At 69.9% G+C, this 17,188-nt stretch carries 16 protein-coding genes and 2 pseudogenes; 12 read left to right on the top strand and 6 right to left on the bottom strand.

The annotated features are described in order from the left end of the window. Window positions 1-13 precede the first annotated feature (13 nt). Complete coding sequence (locus ACFUO4_RS00460) at window positions 14-439, bottom strand: winged helix-turn-helix transcriptional regulator (RefSeq protein WP_383478101.1); 426 nt, start codon at window positions 437-439, stop codon at window positions 14-16. 66 nt (window positions 440-505) lie between these two features. Between ACFUO4_RS00460 and ACFUO4_RS00455 the strand changes: the two genes are divergently transcribed. Then, window positions 506-1,441: an NADP-dependent oxidoreductase gene (locus ACFUO4_RS00455; RefSeq protein ID WP_383478098.1), complete on the top strand. Its 936-nt coding sequence runs from the start codon at window positions 506-508 to the stop codon at window positions 1,439-1,441. A 196-nt stretch (window positions 1,442-1,637) separates the two neighbouring features. Here the strand turns inward: ACFUO4_RS00455 and ACFUO4_RS00450 are convergent, their stop codons facing one another. Beyond that, complete coding sequence (locus ACFUO4_RS00450; RefSeq protein ID WP_383478095.1) at window positions 1,638-3,695, bottom strand: alpha-L-fucosidase; 2,058 nt, start codon at window positions 3,693-3,695, stop codon at window positions 1,638-1,640. 1,036 nt (window positions 3,696-4,731) lie between these two features. Between ACFUO4_RS00450 and ACFUO4_RS00445 the strand changes: the two genes are divergently transcribed. The 3 genes from ACFUO4_RS00445 (at window position 4,732) to ACFUO4_RS00435 (ending at window position 6,862) form a co-directional block, all read left to right on the top strand. Further along, on the top strand, window positions 4,732-4,905 hold the full coding sequence (locus tag ACFUO4_RS00445; protein ID WP_383478092.1) for a hypothetical protein: 174 nt from the start codon (window positions 4,732-4,734) through the stop codon (window positions 4,903-4,905). An 87-nt stretch (window positions 4,906-4,992) separates the two neighbouring features. Continuing rightward, window positions 4,993-5,676, top strand: a complete 684-nt coding sequence (locus tag ACFUO4_RS00440; protein ID WP_383478089.1) for a DUF6766 family protein — start codon at window positions 4,993-4,995, stop codon at window positions 5,674-5,676. 208 nt (window positions 5,677-5,884) lie between these two features. After that, on the top strand, window positions 5,885-6,862 hold the full coding sequence (locus tag ACFUO4_RS00435) for a hypothetical protein (RefSeq protein ID WP_383478086.1): 978 nt from the start codon (window positions 5,885-5,887) through the stop codon (window positions 6,860-6,862). A gap of 22 nt (window positions 6,863-6,884) precedes the next feature. On the opposite strand, the pseudogene ACFUO4_RS00430 reads toward ACFUO4_RS00435, so the two are convergent. Then, window positions 6,885-7,100 (bottom strand): annotated as a pseudogene (locus ACFUO4_RS00430) (IS256 family transposase); the annotation flags it as partial. 243 nt (window positions 7,101-7,343) lie between these two features. On the opposite strand from ACFUO4_RS00430, the gene ACFUO4_RS00425 reads away from it, so the two are divergent. Further along, the gene (locus ACFUO4_RS00425; protein ID WP_383482181.1) at window positions 7,344-8,195 is read left to right on the top strand and encodes an oxygenase MpaB family protein; all 852 of its coding nucleotides are present in this window, start codon (window positions 7,344-7,346) and stop codon (window positions 8,193-8,195) included. Window positions 8,196-8,585: 390 nt separating this feature from the next. Here the strand turns inward: ACFUO4_RS00425 and ACFUO4_RS00420 are convergent, their stop codons facing one another. Together ACFUO4_RS00420 and ACFUO4_RS00415 are read right to left on the bottom strand one after the other, a co-directional pair. Further along, window positions 8,586-8,756 carry a DUF6207 family protein gene (locus ACFUO4_RS00420; protein ID WP_179143232.1) on the bottom strand — a complete coding sequence of 57 codons (171 nt, stop codon included), beginning with the start codon at window positions 8,754-8,756 and terminating at the stop codon, window positions 8,586-8,588. A gap of 84 nt (window positions 8,757-8,840) precedes the next feature. Continuing rightward, the gene (locus ACFUO4_RS00415) at window positions 8,841-9,491 is read right to left on the bottom strand and encodes a TetR/AcrR family transcriptional regulator (RefSeq protein ID WP_383478083.1); all 651 of its coding nucleotides are present in this window, start codon (window positions 9,489-9,491) and stop codon (window positions 8,841-8,843) included. 137 nt (window positions 9,492-9,628) lie between these two features. Here ACFUO4_RS00415 and ACFUO4_RS00410 point away from each other — a divergent pair, with 137 nt between their 5' ends. The 3 genes and pseudogenes from ACFUO4_RS00410 to ACFUO4_RS00400 form a co-directional block, all read left to right on the top strand. Beyond that, window positions 9,629-10,417, top strand: coding sequence for an alpha/beta fold hydrolase (locus ACFUO4_RS00410; RefSeq protein WP_079305781.1), 789 nt, complete (start codon window positions 9,629-9,631; stop codon window positions 10,415-10,417). Further along, window positions 10,414-11,031: a dihydrofolate reductase family protein gene (locus ACFUO4_RS00405; protein ID WP_383478080.1), complete on the top strand. Its 618-nt coding sequence runs from the start codon at window positions 10,414-10,416 to the stop codon at window positions 11,029-11,031. Before ACFUO4_RS00410 ends, ACFUO4_RS00405 begins: the two co-directional genes overlap by 4 nt. A 47-nt stretch (window positions 11,032-11,078) precedes the next feature. Then, window positions 11,079-11,385: pseudogene (locus ACFUO4_RS00400) on the top strand (IS5/IS1182 family transposase); the annotation flags it as partial. A 16-nt stretch (window positions 11,386-11,401) separates the two neighbouring features. On the opposite strand, the gene ACFUO4_RS00395 reads toward ACFUO4_RS00400, so the two are convergent. Further along, the gene (locus ACFUO4_RS00395; RefSeq protein ID WP_383478077.1) at window positions 11,402-13,741 is read right to left on the bottom strand and encodes an ATP-binding protein; all 2,340 of its coding nucleotides are present in this window, start codon (window positions 13,739-13,741) and stop codon (window positions 11,402-11,404) included. Between the two features lie 310 nt (window positions 13,742-14,051). Between ACFUO4_RS00395 and ACFUO4_RS00390 the strand changes: the two genes are divergently transcribed. From ACFUO4_RS00390 to ACFUO4_RS00375, 4 genes are all read left to right on the top strand, one after another. Beyond that, window positions 14,052-14,732, top strand: coding sequence for a DUF4232 domain-containing protein (locus ACFUO4_RS00390; RefSeq protein WP_383478074.1), 681 nt, complete (start codon window positions 14,052-14,054; stop codon window positions 14,730-14,732). A gap of 278 nt (window positions 14,733-15,010) precedes the next feature. After that, window positions 15,011-16,042 carry an NlpC/P60 family protein gene (locus ACFUO4_RS00385; RefSeq protein WP_383478071.1) on the top strand — a complete coding sequence of 344 codons (1,032 nt, stop codon included), beginning with the start codon at window positions 15,011-15,013 and terminating at the stop codon, window positions 16,040-16,042. Window positions 16,043-16,073: 31 nt separating this feature from the next. Continuing rightward, on the top strand, window positions 16,074-16,322 hold the full coding sequence (locus ACFUO4_RS00380; protein ID WP_383478068.1) for a hypothetical protein: 249 nt from the start codon (window positions 16,074-16,076) through the stop codon (window positions 16,320-16,322). 244 nt (window positions 16,323-16,566) lie between these two features. Then, a complete protein-coding gene (locus ACFUO4_RS00375) occupies window positions 16,567-17,127 on the top strand; it encodes a hypothetical protein (protein WP_179143234.1) in 561 nt (186 codons plus the stop codon). The last annotated feature ends 61 nt before the right edge of the window (window positions 17,128-17,188 follow it).

Raw genomic sequence — 17,188 nt, 5'->3', positions numbered from 1 at the left:
TCGCCGGGCGCCCTCACCGTCGTACGGGATCGGGGTCCCGCTCCTGCTGCGCGGTCCGGGCGTCGAACGTCTCGCGGGCGGCCCGGATGGTGTCGATGTTGGCCTGCGACCAGTCGGTGATGTGCTGGATCAGGGCGCCCACCTCCCGGCCCAGAGAGGTGAGTTGGTACTCCACGCGGGGCGGCACCGTCGGGTACACCTCGCGGTGCAGCAGGCCCTCGCGTTCCAGGGAGCGCAGGGTCGCGGTCAGCACCTTCTGGGTCACGCCGTCGAGGCGGCGGCGCAGTTCGGTGAAACGCATGGGCCGGCCGTCCTCCAGGGCCACCAGCACCAGCATGGTCCACTTGCTCGCGATCACCTCCAGCACGGCCCGGGTCGGGCAGTCGCGCAGGAAGACGTCCACGCCGCCGTGTTCTCTGAGGTCGAAGCCGGTATCCATGAGGAACCTCGATATCAGACAAGTGCCTTCTTCCGCGCGGGGATTGCGGCGGCCGAGGATGAGTGCATGAACCGTATGCGTGCCATCGTCCAGTCCGTCTTCGGCGGCCCCGAGGTCCTGACGTACACCGAGACCGACGTGCCCGAGCCCGGGCCCGGGGAGGTGCTGGTGCGGGTCGGGGGTGCCGGGGTGAATCCCGGGGACACGGTGTTGCGGTCCGGGCGGGTGCCGGAGCTGGTGACGCTGCCGTGGACACCGGGGAACGACGTCGCCGGGACCGTGGCGGGCGTCGGCTCCGGGGTGAGCCGGTTCGCGGTGGGGGATGAGGTGTACGGGCTGCTGCCGCTCTCGCCGCGCGGGGCGTACGCCGAGTACACCGCCGTACCGGCCGCCGTGCTGGCGCCGAAGCCGAAGAACCTGGACCTGGCGCGGGCGGCCGCCGTGCCGCTGGTCTCGGTGACCGCCTGGACGGCCTTGTCCGTGCTGGCCGGCGTGCGGCCCGGTGACCGGGTGCTGGTCCACGCGGCGGCGGGCGGAGTCGGGCATGTCGCGGTGCAGCTGGCCAAGGAACTGGGCGCGCATGTCATCGGCACGGCGCGGGAGGCCAAGCACGCGTGGCTGCGGGAGCTGGGCGCAGATGAGGTGATCGACTACACGGCCGTGGACTTCCAGGAGGCGGTGGCGCCGGTGGATGTGGTGCTGGACCTGGTCGGGGGTGCGTACGGGGCGCGTTCGCTGGAGGTGCTGCGGCCCGGCGGGCTGCTCGTGGGGGCGGCGATCGACCCGGGAGTCGATGAACAGCAGGCGGCCGAGCGCGGATTGCGTTATGTGTGGGTGACGGCCGAGCCCTCGGGGGAGCTGCTGTCGGAGATCACCGAGCGGATCGAGGCGGGGCGGCTGCGGGTGACGGTCGAGCGGACCTATCCGCTGGCGCAGGCCGCGGCGGCGCACCGGGCGATCGAGGAGAAGCGGACGACCGGGAAGCTCGTGCTGGTGCCGTGAGCATGGGATCGGTCGCAGCCTCGCCGGGGAGGACAGGAGGCTTCGATCGTGGGGGAATCCAGATGCGGCCGCACGAGCCGGTGCCCCTCCGGCTGTTCTTCGGCAAGGAACGGCTTGCCGTGCTGCGACGCTTCCCGCCCGGTCGTGTGCCGCGTGCCCCGACCGGGCGGAAAGGTGGATCACCGGGTGGTGCCGGTCAGGCGACCGGGCTGAACGTCCACAGCAGGTTGGTGCTCTGCTGCCACGTCCACTGCTTGGTCACGGACCCTGAGGCGACCCTTCCGCCGCTGTCGAGCACGAGTCCCGTGCTGCGGTTGGCGATCGAGTACTGGCCCTGGCCGCGGTGGGTGATCCGCCACTGCTGCGTGTCGCTGCCGTCCCAGGCCTTCTGCCGGGCTGGGTCGCCGTTGGTGGTGGAGCCCCAGCCGTCGGCGACCATGCCGTTGGTGCGGTTGACGAGCCTGTAGTAGCCGTTGCCGAGTTCGATGGCCTGCCACTGGAGATTGGGGTTGTTTATCGGCTGCCACTGCTTCAGGTTCGAGCCGCTGGCGACATCGCCGCCGCTGTCCAGCGCCAAGCCGCTGGTGACATTGGTCAGGCGGAAGTACTTGTCGGGCCTGAACGTCACCCTGAGTGATCTGATCATGTCATTGTTGCCGGTCGCCACAAGGTCGGGGGTGTTGGCGGTGAACGTCCAGGCGGTGCCGGTGAAGTTGTCGCCGGAGTAGCCCGTCACCTGGTAGCCGTCGGGTACCAGGAGGGAGGAGGCCATGGCGGGTCCCAGGCCGGCGGCGGACAGCTGGGAGGAGGTGTAGCTGCCCAGCGGCAGAACGGCGCTGGTGCCTTGGTAGTTGACGTTCTGGAACACCGACGGTGAGACCCTGACGGGCATGCCCTGGACCTCGACGCACACCACGGAGACGTTGGTGTCCGGCGCGGTGGTCGGCACGGTGACGTCGATCGTGCCGCCGCTGACGGTGTACGAGAGCGAGGCCGAGGGGTTGTTCAGCAGATAGACGCGGCGGATCGGGTTGTCGAGCGCCGGGATCCGCAACTGACCGTTCGTGGGCCAGGAGAAGACGTGGGCGAAGAGTCTGCCGTTCTTCTTGGTGACCTTCCCCCACGCCGGTTCGGTGGCGAACGGACTGCCGCTGGTCCCGTGAATGCTGTCGCTGTACGTCGACATCCATGACGCCAGGCCGTTGAGGACGGTCTCCGTTCCGGCGGTGACCAGGCCCTCACCCGTGGGGCCGATGTTCAGCAGGTAGTTGCCGTCCCGGGAGACCACCGTGACGAGTTCTCGGACGATGTCGGGCAAGGACCTGTAGCGGTTCTCCAACCCGGCGTTGTAACCCCAGGAGCCGTTCATGGTGGCGCACTTCTCCCACTGCCGGGCCATCGGCTCGGCGGGTATCCCGAACTCCGCGACCGCGTAGTCGCCGAGACCGAGGTCCCGCTTGACCCGTTCGTTGACGATGAGGCCGGGCTTTCGGGCGATCAGCCAGTTGTAGAGGTCGACGCCGTCCGACTTCAGCCACCAGTCCTCCAGGGTGGGGCTGGACGGCTCGCCGGACCAGTCGCCGTCGAACCACAGCAGCGCCGGGTCGTAGCGGTCCAGCAGCTCTTGGAGCTGCGCCTTCATGTCGGCGATGTAGGCGGTGCGGGCGGCCTGCGAGGACATCGTGGTGAGACCACCGTCGTGACGCTCGGTCTGCGAGGGGTGGTTCCAGTCGAGGATCGAGTAGTACAGGCAGAACTTGATCCCGCGGCTCTCGCACTCCCTCTTGAGGTCCCCGAGCAGGTCGGTCTGGAAGCCGCTGTAGTCGTGCAGGTTGTACAGCTTGGTGCCGGTGGTGTCGGTGAAGCTCGCCACGTCGGAGTTCCACATGGCGTAGCCCTCGTGGTGCTTGGCGGTGATCACGAGGTACTTCATGCCGGCGTTCTTGGCCAGTTCGGCGATGGCGGCGGCGTTGAACCGGGTCGGGTTGAACTTCTGGCTGACCTGGGTCTGGTAGTTCGCCTTGCTCCACCGCTCCTGGGCGAACACCCACTCACCCTTGCCGAGGTACGAGTAGGAACCGAAGTGGATGAACATGCCGAACCGGGCCTGGTACCACCAGTCCATCTTCGAGGGGACGGTGTACGCCTCGGCGGTGGAAGGCCACAGGGCCTGCGGCAGCCCGAAGGCCGCCACTCCGCCGGCAAGGGCGGCAGCCTTCATCAGTGAGCGTCTGCTGAGGGAGGCAGAGGACATGGTGCGGCTCCATGTGTTGGGGGGCGGAGGGCAGGGCGCTGGGAGCGGAGCACCGGCACGGCGGCCGTGTTCCGCTTCACTGTGCAGAAGACATCGGATGGATTTATAGGGGAACTGTCAGGGCTGCGTCTACAGTTGAGGCGGTATCAGTCGCATCCGAGCTAGAGGGAACGTACTTTCCGGGCTATGTGCCAGACCTGAAGGTCCTCCCTTTCGGTGAGTGGAACGCTATACATCGGATCTATGGCGCTACTGCTGGCCCTACCTATTGATCTTTGGTGGTGGCCTCTGCTCGCCGACGGGCAGTGCCCGCCACTTGACGGGGCAGCAGCCGGGCCGTCGATGGCGTCGAACCGCAGGGCGACCGGGTGCGCATGCCTGTGCCGTCTGGCGTCCGCCGCGCAGGTAGGTGGCCCTTCCAAGGGCCGTCTTTCCGATCGTTGTCCCGCAGCCGCGTGACGTCGGTGGCGCGGAGCAGCACGCCTCGGGCCAGGGCCAGTTCGGCCGAGGTGTTCGGACGGTACGTGCCGTCGCGGGGCGGCGTGTGTTGCTGGCCCTCCGTCGACCGCCACCGCGATCGCCGTCGAGCGGGTGTGGAAACGGGTGCACCCTCCTGTCGCCCGGACCTCCTCTCACCGCGCGCGAACCGTATCGGGGGCCGTGGGAACCACGGCCGCGCTGAACCTGATCGCGTGGTCCGAACGATCTGCGCTTGCCCTGGGGCACGGCGCGGCTGCCGTCCCCGCTGTTGCCGCTCCATGAGCATGGCCGGAGCAGTTCCGGCATGTGAGTGGGAGGTCTTCGTGCCGCGCTGGAGACGTACGGTCCCGATGGTGCTCGCCTGCGCCCTGAGCCTGACCGGATGCGCCACGCTCGGCGAGCGGGAGAGCGCGGCGTCCCGGGCAGCCCTGCGCTTCGAGCAGAGTGTCCGACACGCCGACTGGTCACGCGCCTGCGCGGCACTTGCTCCCAGACCCGGCAGGAACTCACGGAGTCCGCGAAAACCTCCTGCGTCAAGGCCCTTCCCGACGAGCAGTTGCCGTACACGGGAGCCCTGCGCGGGAGCGAGGTCTACGGACAGCAGGCACAGGTGGTGCTCAACACCGACACCCTGTTCCTGTCGGCCTTCCCCACCGGCTGGCTGATCACGGCAGCAGGCTGCGAACCGCGTCCTCAACTGCCCTATCAGTGCAAGGTCAAGGGAGGCTGAGCGGAGCATGCGCACCCTGTTCACACTAGTCCTGCTGACGGTCGGCGTCGGCCTGAGCTACTTCACCGCCGTGGGGCTGATGCACCGATGAGCCGGTTCACCCGATTCGCCAAGCACAACAGCCTGACCCTCACCTTCGGCACCGGCTTCCTGCTCACGCTCGCCGGCCAGGCGGTAGCGGGCCACGCAGATTTCAACAACCAGCTCATCACCGACGGGTTGCATCCGATCGGCTTCCTGCCGTATCTCGCGACCTCCGACTTCGCCGTGGACGTCACCGAGAACTGGCAGTCGGAATACCTGCAGTTCTTCCTCTACGTCTTCGGCACCGTGTGGTTGCTCCAGCGCGGATCACCGGAATCCAAGGAACTCGGCAAGGCCGGCGTGGAAAGCGACCGTGAGCAGAAGGTCGGCGACCACGCCGACCCGACCTCACCCCGCTGGGCGGCCGACAGGGGATGGCGGCAGACCCTGTACTCACGGTCCCTCGGCCTTGTCATGGCCGTCATCTTCGCCTGGTCATGGCTGGCCCAGTCGATCGCAGGCGTCGCCGCCTACAACGAGGAACACCTACGCCAACTCCAGTCACCCATCTCCTGGCTCCAGTACCTGGGCTCCGCCGACTTCTGGAGCCGCACCCTGCAGAACTGGCAGTCCGAGCTCCTGGCCGTCGCCTCGATGGCCATCCTCTCGGTCTACCTGCGCCAACGCGGGTCCCCGGAATCCAAGCCCGCCGGTGCCGCTCACACCTCCACAGGCGTCGAGGGCTGAGTCGCCCGCACGGACCTGAACCCTGGCCGGCCTGGCCCTACTGTGCGAGCGCAGCATGTCCGTCGAGGTGGGTCGAGTTCTACGAGCCGCAGCAGAGCGAACGTCCGAGCCGGTTAAAGGCATTCACCGAGGTGCAGGCGGCCGGCTCGAGCCGGCCGCCCGAAAAGCGTTCGGCGCCCGTCGTCGAGCGGCGTTAGCCTCGCTGATCATGGGAGCACGAGCGCAGTACGTGGTGGTCGAGAACCGCACCTGGCAGCGGTATTACTCGCATTGGGCCGCCAACCGGGTGGTCGATGATCTGCTGCCCGGACCCGTCGCGGCGACACGCTGCTTCCGTGCCAACCAGGAAATCGACGAATGGCTCGACGACGTGTGGTGCGAGGGCGCCGCACTCGTCGACCACGACCGCCGAATCCTGCTGTGGTTCGCCTTCGCGGACAGCTGGTCCGACCACCTGGCCGCCCGTGCCGTACTGGCCCGGACATGGCCCGGCTGGGACGTGCGCTTCGCGCACGACGGCATGGGTGATCTGACCGACCACCTGGGCCTCGGCAGGGACCTGACCCGTTCGCCGGGCTGGTTCGAGACCTTCGAGCCCGCCGGGTTCGCGGCGACCGAGTACACCGAGCCCTGCTCCGTCGTCTCCGTGCGCCTGCCCGACGGCAGCGTTCGCGCGTGGGGCAGCGACTGGGAGCCCATCGGGCATCTCGCCGGCGGGCCGGGCCTGATCGACCTGATCGTCGCGTCGCCGAACGGCCCTGCGCTCACCGAGATGCCGTACGGCGGCGTCCATTTCGACCCGGAGGCCCGCACCGTCTCGCTCTGGGCGGTGCAGGATGTGCTCGGCATCCACGACTGGCCGCTGCCGGGCTGGGAGAACTGGGCCCTGGACTTTCGCGGCGACGACCACACCCAGCAGGCGCGGCTGCTTCCCGCAGGCTTCCCCTTTCCGCGCCCCTCACTGGCGCCCGCACTGCGAAGGCTCGTCGACGGCCTTGGCGCCCCGCCGCCCGACAACGGCGCACTCCTTGCCCGCGCGGCGGCCGCACCTGGTCCGCAAGGCACCGTCCCCGTGGTCAACCCCGCAGCGCTGGTGCCGCACGAACCAGCTGATCCCACGAGGGCCGAACTGGCCGAGCTTCGCGCGGCGCTCGATGCGCTGATCGCAGAAGCGGAGGCCGACTGACCACCTGGTGTGCGCACGCTGCCGCGACTGCCGACGGGCGTTCGACGAGCCGACCGGGTTCGAAGCGGGCTCCGGCCCGGACGAGGGCGATGTGGTGGGGCGCGTTCACCGCCGGCGACCGCTGCTGGGCGGATTCGAGGAGTTTGATGACCATGGCCAAGGCGGCGGTGCGGGAACCGGCGCCGCAGGTGACCTTGGTTTGCAGCCGGACCGTGGCGAAGGCGGACTCGATCGGGTTCGCGGGCGAAGGCCCGCTTCGGCTGCGCCTGCCCGTGAGCGGATCCCAGGTCGCGGTTCTTGCATCCGCGAGGCGGACGACGAGGGAAGCTGGAGATGTACGGTCTCGTCCGGCGCACCCCGGTGCGCCCCGGCACCAGGAGGAGCCACGGCGACCACGAAACGCGACGGCACGTCCGGGCCGTCCGGCCCGCTGAGGGCACTCGACCCGCTCAGGGCGCTCGGGGCGGGCGCCCGCGCACGGCTGGGCGGCGGGCTCTTCGCCCGGGTCGCCGGCCCCGACGGCCCGCGCAACCGGGCCCTGATCCACCAGACCCCCGGCCCTCGCTGGTTCGCGCCGGACCGGCCGGTCCGGCGGGTGCACGGCGACGCATCGATGTTCATCGGCGGGCTCTCCGCCCTGCTCCTGCAGTCCCTCCACCCGCGGGCGATGGCGGCGGTGGCCGCCCACTCCGGCTTCCGGGGGGACCCCTGGGGCCGTCTCCAGCGCACCAGCACCTTCCTGGCGACCACGACCTACGGCACGGCCGCGCACGCGGAGACCGCGTGCGCGCAGGTCCGGGCGGTGCACGAGCGGATCGTGGGCGTCACCCCCGAAGGCGAGCCCTACCGGGCCTCCGACCCGCACCTGCTGTGCTGGGTGCACGTCGCCGAGGTCGACAGCTTCCTGCGCGCCCACCAGCGCTACGGCGCGCACGCGCTGACGGCCGCGGAGTGCGACGGCTACGTCGAGGACATGGCCCGCATCGCGGAGGCGCTCGGCGTCCCCGACCCGCCGCGCACCCGGGAGCAACTCGCGCGTCGCCTCGACGCCTACCGTCCGGAACTGCGCTCCACCGCGCCGGCTCGGGACGCGGCCCGCTTCCTGCTGCTCAATCCGCCGGTGCCGCTGGCCGCCCGGCTGCCGTACGGGGTGCTGGCCGCGAACGCGGTGTCGGCGCTGCCCGGCTGGGCCGCGGACGAGTTGCGGCTGCCCCGGCTGCCCGTGGTGGACGGGCTGTGCGTGCGGCCGCTCGGCTCGGCTATGACCGCGGCGATCCGCTGGGCGATGGCCCCGGCCCGCTCGGCCGTGACCGCTCCGTCGGACGCGGCCTGACGGACGGGGCGGTCGGCGTTCAGCGGTCGGCGGCCACGGCGGCCGTTGTAAGAGGGGGTGCTGGCACCCGAGTCGAGGTCGGCGCAGTCGCTGCGGGGCTTCGGCGCGGGCACGCAGGTCCCGTTCGAAGCGGACGTGTCGAGTCCCGCCTCGGCCGCGTAGCCGGTCGGGCGCGGGGCGCCCTGGTGGCTGATCAGCAGGTCGTGCAGTTCCTGGCAGCGGCCCTGGAGGGCTGCCGCCTCGGCGGCCTCGGCGGCGAGCTGGGTACGGGAGTGGACGTCGGTGAGCGGCAGGTGGTGCGCGACGTAGCGGACGTCGTCGGTGAAGTCGCCAGTCCCCGGACCGTGACCGCCGTGATGGGCACCCTTCCAGGAAGCAGCGCAGCTCGACTCACGATTCACCCGGCTGGCCGGGCTCGCGGGTCGTTCGGTTCGCCGGCACGATGGCGCACGGTGCGGCGAGCAGCTGCTGGACGGCGAAGGCGGTCGTGTCATCGGCGACCGCGATCTCCACCACGGCCAGGCCCGGCAGGCCCCTGTGTACCTGGTTGATCTCCCTCATGCACCGCATGACGTGCTGGCGCGTGCAGGCGTTGGCGTTCGGCGACGCCGTTCACCCTGCCGAGTGTCAGGCGGATTCAACGTCTCAGCGGTAGGCGGCGAGGAACACTCGCACGGCTTCGTCGGCGTAGTGGTCCAGTTCGGCGCGGGTGAAGTGTTCGCCAGAGCCGCAGAACATGACCTTGTTGACCGGGATCGAGGTGATGAGCCACGTGAGGTGGTTGGCTGCGAGCACCGGGTCGTGCAGAGTCAGCAGCTTGCGGTCGGCGAGCCGTGCGAAGCTCTCGGCGAGCAGGGCGTGGACGCGCTCAGGGCCGCGTTCGTAGTACGTGCGCCCGAGTTCGGGGAACCGGTCGGCCTCGGCGATGACCAGCCTTCGCAGTTGGAGCAGGCGGGGTTGAGTGAGGATGGTGACGAACTGCCGGGCGAGTGCCGTGAGGTCCTTCTCCAGGTCCTGCGTGTCGGCCAGTGAACCGGTGACGTTGCTGAAGAGTTCGTCGATGCGGTCGAGGCCGCCATGGATGATCTCGGTGAACAGCCGCTGCTTGTCGGTGAAGTTCTTGTAAACGGTCTGCTTGGACACCGAGGCCAGGGCGGCGACCTCGTCCATGCTCGTGCCCGGGTACCCCTTGCTCAGAAACACCGTGGTGGCCGCTTCCAAGATCGCCTGCCGCTTGAGGGCCGAGCGCCCTGCCGTGTTCGTCTCCATCGTCTCCATCGCCTCCGTGGCCCTCACAGCTTCACGCCTGCATAGCTTTCATGGCGCTCCCCAGGAGAACAGTACTAGACCGACCAGTACCCGAATGGGTACTGTACCGTCTAGTTCCGAAGGGGCAGGTGACCTCACCTGCGCATATGAGCGGAGGAAGACCCATGGACAAGGTGTTCTCGCACGACGGCACTGCCATCGCCTACGAACTGACCGGGCAGGGACCGGCCCTGGTGCTCGTCGGCGGTGCCTTTCAGCGGCGGGGAGACTTCGGGGAACTCCCCGAGCTGCTCGCCGGGCACTTCAGCGTCATCACCTTCGACCGCCGCGGCCGGGGCGACAGCGGCGACACCGCCCCCTACGACGTCCAGCGCGAGGTCGAGGACCTCGACGCGCTGATCAGGCGTGCCGGCGGAACCGCTTTCGTCCACGGCATGTCCTCGGGAGCCGTCCTGGCGCTGGAGGCGGCGGCGCGGGGCAGCGCGATCTCCCGGCTGTCGGTGTACGAGCCGCCCTTCGTCGTCGACGACAGCCGCCCGCCCCTCCCCGCGGACTACCTTGCCCACCTGAGCACGCTCGTGAAGGACGGCTCGCGCGGCGACGCGGTGTCCTACTTCCTGACCCGGGCTGTCGGCGTCCCGGCGGACGTGGTGGCCGGGATGCGTCACGCGCCGTTCTGGGCGGACATGGAGGCCGTCGCCCACACTCTTCCGTACGACGGCGCGATCATGGGTGACACCATGTCCGGGCGCCCGCTGCCGATCGGGCGATGGACCTCCCTGGCTGACCGGCTCCTCGTGCTGGACGGCGGCGCGAGCGACAGCTGGATCCGCAACGGCGCCCGTGCCCTGCCAGGTCTGCACCGCACGCTCGACGGCCAGGACCACAGCGTCGACCCGCACGTCCTCGCCCCGGCCCTGATCGACTTCTTCACCACCGGGGAGACGGCGTGAGCAAGGTCTTCGCCAGCCTGGGCATGTCCCTGGACGGCTTCATCGCGGGCCCGGAAGCAGGCCCCGACAACCCGCTCGGGAACGGCGGGCTCCGCATCCACGCATGGGTGGAGGACGTCGAGTCCTGGCGGGAACGCCAGAGCATGGCGGGCGGCCAGAGCAACGCGGACGACGAGATCGTGCGCGAGAACTTCGACCGAGCCGGGGCGTACGTCATGGGGCGCCGCATGTTCGACGAGGGCGAGCGGGGATGGCCCGACCCGCCGCCGTTCCGTGCCCCGGTCTTCGTCCTGACCAGCACGCCCCGGGAACCCTGGGTCCGGCAGGGCGGCACCACCTTCACCTTCGTCACCGAAGGCGTCGAATCCGCCCTGGCTCAGGCCCACGAGGCCGCAGCCGGCAAGGACGTGCAGATCTCGGGCGGCGCCCACACCGTGCGCCAGTACCTCGCCGCCGGCCTGCTCGACGAACTCCAGCTCCACCTGGCGCCCATCGTGCTGGGCAAGGGAGTCCGGCTCTTCGACGATGTCTCACCCGACCTTGCTCTCGAACCCACCCGCGTGATCCATTCGCCCGGCGTCACTCACCTGACATACCAGGTTGTGCGGTCCTGACCGCGCGGAGGCACCTGAAACAAACGATGCTGCAAGCAAGCGCGAGCAGACGGCAGCTTGCCGAGCTGTTCGGCTGTCGAAGTCGACGGCGGACCGGATCATCGACCACCTCGGGCCGTGCTCGCTCTCCACGTGCGCAAGCAGTGCGCCGGGGACACTGTGCTCATCGTGGACGGCACCCTGGTCCCGACACGGACCGCGCCTTCGCCGAGCAGTCGAAGAACTACCCGTATTCCACCAACCACCAGGTCGTCATCAACGCCGACACCCCCCTGGGTGGTCGTGGGCCGTCGGCCACTCGCCGGGAACCGCAACGACGGCACGGCATGGCAGGTGCCAGGCGCCAAGGCCGCCTCGTGGCCTTTCGGGCTCAGCCCGCGGTGGAGGCGCCGTCGGGGGTGTCGAGGGCAGCAAGTGCCGCCGTGGCCTCGACGTGGAGCGGACTGTTCAGCGCCGCGAGAGCGTCCCGGGCGGTGAGCAGCGTCTGGCGGGCCTCGGGGTGCCTGAGGCCACTGAGCGCACGCCCCAGGTCCAGGCGGGCCTGCTCGGCCCAGATGGGCATGTGTGCCGCCTCGAAGTCGGCCAGTGCGCGGCGCAGTGGCGCTTCGGCCTGGTGCCAGCGCTCCAGGGCCACCAGATCGTTGCCGATCTGCTGCCGGGCGACCGCGTGATACAGGCTCACCAATTCGTCCGTGCGGCCGGGAAACCCCGTCCGGCAGATCCGCTCGCTGCGGCGGTGGATCTCCAGCGCCTCGGCCGCCCGGCCGGTGTGCCGCAGCAGGTTGCCCAGGGTGTTGAGGATGGTCAGCTCGGCCGGCCGGGCCTCGGGGGCGTCCAGCGCCGCGAGGCAGCGGGCCGACTCCCGCAGCCGGTCGTGCGCGTCCTCGGCCCTGCCCTGCCGGTGCAGGGCACCTGCGCTGTAGCCGAGCGCCCAGCCCTCCTGAAGCGCGTCCCCGCACTCACGGGCGGCCTCCAGAGCGGCGTCGGCCGCGGTCAGGGCGGCCTGCGGGTTGTGCGCGCAGAGGTTGTGGGCCCAGGCGAGATAGTTGAGGTGGACCGCTTCTTGCCGGCGGTCGCCCAGGGCGCGTGCTGAGTCGGTGGCGCAGGTGAACACCTCCACCCACCGCTCCCAGTGCTGAGTCGTGTCGGAGAACCAGTGCATGGCCTGCGCGGCATCGAGGACCTCCTGGTGCCGGCCGGACCGGTGTGTCCGGTGCAGCGCGGCCAGCCACTGCGCCCGCTCGGCCTCCAGCCACGCCCGTGCCTCGCTCTTGCCGACCGGTGCCGTGTCGGGATCGGGGTCCTGGGTGGGCGGGGTCCGCTCCTGGTGGACCTCGTAGTGGAGCGCGGCGGCGGTGGCCCGCTGGAGCATCCAGCGCGCCGTACGGTCCAGGGCGGCGTCGCGGATGTCGGGGCCGTCCTCCGACTCGGCCTGTTCGAGGGCGTAGAGCCTGAGAAGATCGTGGAAGCGGTACCGCTCGGCGACGGCGTCGCTCTGGAGCAATCCGGCGTCGGTGAGCTCCTCGGCGCAGTCGACTGCCGTGTCGAAGGAGAGGCCGGCCAGCAGGGCACCGGTTTCAGGGCTGAAGTCAGGGCCTGCGGCCAGTGCGGCGCGCCGCAGGAAGGTCTGTGTCACGGGCGGGAGTTGACGGTAGGAGAGGGCGAACGCGGCACGCACCTGCAGGCTGCCGGCCTGGAGCCCGTCGAGGCGGCGTCCTTCGGCGGCCAGGCGGGTGACGAGTTTGGTGAGGCGTTCGTGCGGCCGGCTCAGGAGGCGCTGCCCGGCGATGCGGACCGCCAGCGGCAGGTGCCCGCACAGGTCCGCCAGGTCACGGGCCGCCTGGGCCTCGGCCAGGACGCGTTCCGGGCCGAGGATACGGGTCAGGAGTTCCACGGCCTCCTCGCGACGCAGCAGTGCCAGATCGGTGCGGTGGACGGAGTCCAGGCCCGCCAGGGAGTTGCGGCTGGTGACCAGGGTCAGTGACGGCCCGGAACCGGGCAGCAGGGGGAGGACCTGGTCCTCGTCGACGGCGTTGTCGAGCAGCAGGAGCACCCGGCGCTCACCCAGCAGTGACCGCCACAGGGCGGCGCGCTCGTCGAGGCCGTTGGGTATCGCGGCGTCGGTGATGCCCGACGCGGTGAGGAGGCGGGCCAGCGCGTCCCTGGGCGGTGTCGGCTCTGCGTCCATGCCGCGCAGGTCCAGGGCGAACTGCCCGTCGGGGAAACGCGGGGCGAGGCGATGCGCGGCGTGGACGGCGAAGGCCGTTTTGCCCAGCCCGGGTTGACCGGTGATCACGGAAACCGGGGAGACGGCCGTCGGTTGTGCGGGCTCGTCGCCGCCCTCTTCTCCTTCGTCGAGGGTTGCTGCCAGCTCCAGCAGCCGCGCGAGGGCCGGGCCCCGTGCGGTGAAGTCCCGGATGTCGCGCGGCAGGGCCAGCGTGTTCGGCCCGGCGGGAGCGGCGGCGGCGCGAGGACGTGGTCGCCCCAGTGCGGCGGACTTCTCCAGATCCGCCGCCTCGTCGTCGTCCAGTTCCAGTGCCTGGGCGAGTGCCTGGACCGTGCGGCGCTGCGGGCCGAGCGTGCGCCCGCGTTCCATGTCGGCCAGGGCCCTGACGCTGACCCCGGCCGCCTCGGAGAGCGCCTCCTGGCTGAGTCCGGCACGGGTCCGCAAGTGTCGCAGTCGCTGCCTGAATTCGTCGCCGGCCGGCATGGCACCGCGCACCGTTGAGATCCCCGATCGTCCGGCTCTGCCTGTGCGAGCCCCCGGCAGAAGTATGACGGACGGTACTTCTGCCGGGAGAACCGCCTGGTGGCGACGGTTTCGCGGTGATCGACTGAGGCCCGACGCGAGCGGCGTCGCAAGTCCGCCCGGGCTGGTGTCAGGGCGGTCGGAGTGGCAAGTCCGCTCGGGCCCGTGTCAGGGCGCGGGCGGACTGCCGCACGCGTCGTAACCGACCGATCGTTCCGGCCACCGGCAACAGGCCGGTGGCTCTGTACCACTGCACCGGGGGAACCCCATCATGACCGCTGTCTTCGCCCGCTCCACGATGTTGGCCGTCGCCGGCACGGCACTGGCCCTTTCGCTCACCGCCTGCCAGGGCGGTGAGGACGACAACGCGGCGGCCACGCCGCCCACTTCGGCCACCGCGACGGTAACGGCAGGCGCGTCCGCACCGTCCGCGACCGCGGACCCGGCCGGGGCGACCGGGTCGGGCAAGACCTCGGGACCGGCCGACTCCGGCACCTCCGACGGTTCGACCGGCCGGCAGGCGAGCACCTCCACGCCGACGTGCGCCGCCGCCGACGTCACCGTCACCGCGGCCAGGCAGGACGGCCCGCCGTACACGCACCTCGTCCTCACCGCGAAGAACACCTCGGGGCACTCCTGCCGCCTGGCCGGCTTCCCGCACGTCCAGCTCCTGGAGAGCCACAAGCAGGACGTCCAGGCCGTGGCCAAGAGCAAGCCCGCTGCCCCGGTCGTGCTGTCCGCGGGAGCCCCGGCCTACGCCCTGCTCAAGGTCTCGGACGGCGGAACCGACGAGGACAACGAACCCGTGTCGGCGTTCTCGGTGATGCTGGAGGGGGACTCGACGGTCATCGCCGTCACCGCGCCCGGACCGGGCGGCATCGCGGCCGATCCGGCAAAGGCCCTGGTCGGTTACTGGACCCCCGAACTCCGCAACGGCGCCGACGACTTCTGACCGTCACGCCCGTTCCCGGCGGCTGCCCGTCGGGAACGGCGTGCCGACGCCACAGCCCTCTGCTGCCACGCCGCGCCGGTGTGAACGATGCGTACGCCAAGAGTGAAGAACTTGGCCGAAGTTGTTCGATTCAAACTTTGAAATGATTACAAGAAGATCACTACAGTGAGATCTCGAAACCCTCGCACGGATGATCGCTCGCACGACGTGGGCGGCCGTGGAGGGCGCCGTCCACGCGGCTGTCCTGTGGGCGGTGAAGGAAGAAGGAGTTCGTCTTCGTGGCGCTTCACCGCCGACCCAAGCCGCAGAGCCGCACCCGCGTGAGTGTGCTCACCGCCACTGCGGCCGCTGCCGTGGCTCTCACCTCGCAGGCCGCCAACGCGGCCCCCAAGCCGACCAAGAGCGAGGTGAAGTCTCAGGTCGACAAGCTCTACGAGGAGGCGGAGCGAGCCACCAACCAGTACGACGGGGCCAAGGAGAAGCAGGAGAAACTGCAGAAGGAGATCGGCCTCATCCAGGACAAGGTCGCCCGCGAGCAGGACGAGCTCAACGAACTGCGCACGGGGCTGGGAACGATGGCGAGCGCCCAGTACCGCTCCGGCGGCATCGACCCCTCGGTCCAACTGCTGCTCTCCGCCGACCCGGACGACTACCTCGACAAGGCCTCCACGCTCGAGTCGCTGTCCGCGCAGCAACTGGAGTCGCTGAAGAAGGTGCAGACGAAACAGCGTGAACTGGCCCAGCAGCGTGCCGAGGCGACGGAGAAGCTCAAGGATCTCGCCGCCACCCGCACCGAGCTGGGCGAGAAGAAGAAGGAGATCCAGGGCAAGCTCAGCAAGGCGCAGAAGCTGCTCAACTCCCTGACCGCCGCCGAGCGTCAGGAGATCGCCGACACCGAGGCGCGTGCCAGCCGCACGGCGGCCCAGCGCGTCGACCTCGGCAACGAGGCCGCCGCCTCTCCCTTCGGCGCGGCAGCCCTGAACGCCGCCGCTTCCCAGATCGGCAAGCCGTACGCGCGCGGCGGCACCGGCCCCAACTCTTACGACTGCTCCGGTCTGACGCAGTGGGCGTACGCGCAGGCCGGCGTGCACATATCCCGCGTCACCTACACGCAGGTCAACGACGGAGCCCGGATCGGGATGAGTGCGCTCAAGCCCGGTGACCTGGTCTTCTTCAACAACACCGAGCACGTCGGCCTCTACGCGGGCAACAACCAGGTGCTGCACGCCCCCTACCCGGGTGCCTACGTGCGCTACGAGTCGATGAGCACGATCGGATCGTTCCAGTTCGGGGTACGTGTGACGGGCTGACGTCGGCCCCTGCTGCGGTCGGTGCCCGGACGTGCTCGCGACCGAGCCGGCCGGGCGGCTGACGAAGGTGATCGCGCGCCAGGTGGTCGGACGGTCGGACGAAGCGACACGCTTTGGCGGTGCGTTTGGTCACCGCGCCGTGTGCGGCATGCGCGTGTTTTCGCAGATCGCGATCGTGTTACGGGGGCCGCGCCAGTCGGTGGGGGACAATCTGCAGCTCTCGTCGTCCTTGACCGCGTACAAGGTCACCGGTGTGTCCGTGGCGTACGTGCCGGCCTGAGGCTCCTGGCTGCACACCGTCCAGTTGCGGTCATAGCTCTGCAGCGTCGCGGTCTCGGCGTCGGCATCGTCCTCGATGACGGGCGCGGACGGGGCTGAGTCCTGTGGGGCTGAGTCCTGGGTGACGTGCTCCTCCGCCGAGCCGCCGGTGCGCTGGCCGCTGCTGTGCGACGAGCTGGAGCCGGCCGGGAGGCACGGCGGTGGTCCTGTGACACGAAGGGGTGAGGTGAGGGCAGACTGTCGCGGTGAAGATGACAGAAACCTACGCCGCCACCGTCGCCGCAGTGGCACCGGTGATCCTGCTGGTGGCAGTGGTCGAGATCAACAACCGTCGGCAACGGGTGCGTGAGCTGTACGAAACCCTCACGGGCCCCATCACCCTGATCCGTGCGATGTTCCGCGACGGCGGTGATCCCTCTGCACAGCAGGTGGAAGACATTGCAGAGCAGATGCGGGCGACGAATATGGGCGCACGGACAGGTCTGAGCATGGTGTTGTACGTCCTGTCCGCCGTGGCGATCATCACGCTGTTGTTCCTCGCCGAGCTCGCGTCCCTGCTGTGGCTGACCGGAGCCCCGACGGAGACTGCCTCGGGCGTAGCCCTGTTCTGCGCCGTGGCATTGGGGGCCGGGTTCGCGTGGGTCGCGTACGCTCCTATGCTCGCGCTCCTTCTCCCGATATTGCGCAACCTCGTGTACGTGCTGGGCGGAGTCGCCGATTATCGGCGCTTTCGGCGCCTTCTGCGGCACTACCGTGCTCAGGGCACTGCCCCAACCCAGGCGGCCCCCAACGCATCGGACGCGTGACGGTGTCGGCCAGTGGTCCACGGCGCTCGGATGTCCGGAAGCGATGTGACACCGCTTCAGA

It is taken from the genome of Streptomyces sp. NPDC057280, from assembly GCF_042668605.1.
Taxonomy (GTDB): domain Bacteria; phylum Actinomycetota; class Actinomycetes; order Streptomycetales; family Streptomycetaceae; genus Streptomyces.
The sequence above is the reverse complement of the archived record's forward strand: the minus strand, read 5'-3'. Positions and strand labels throughout refer to the sequence as shown.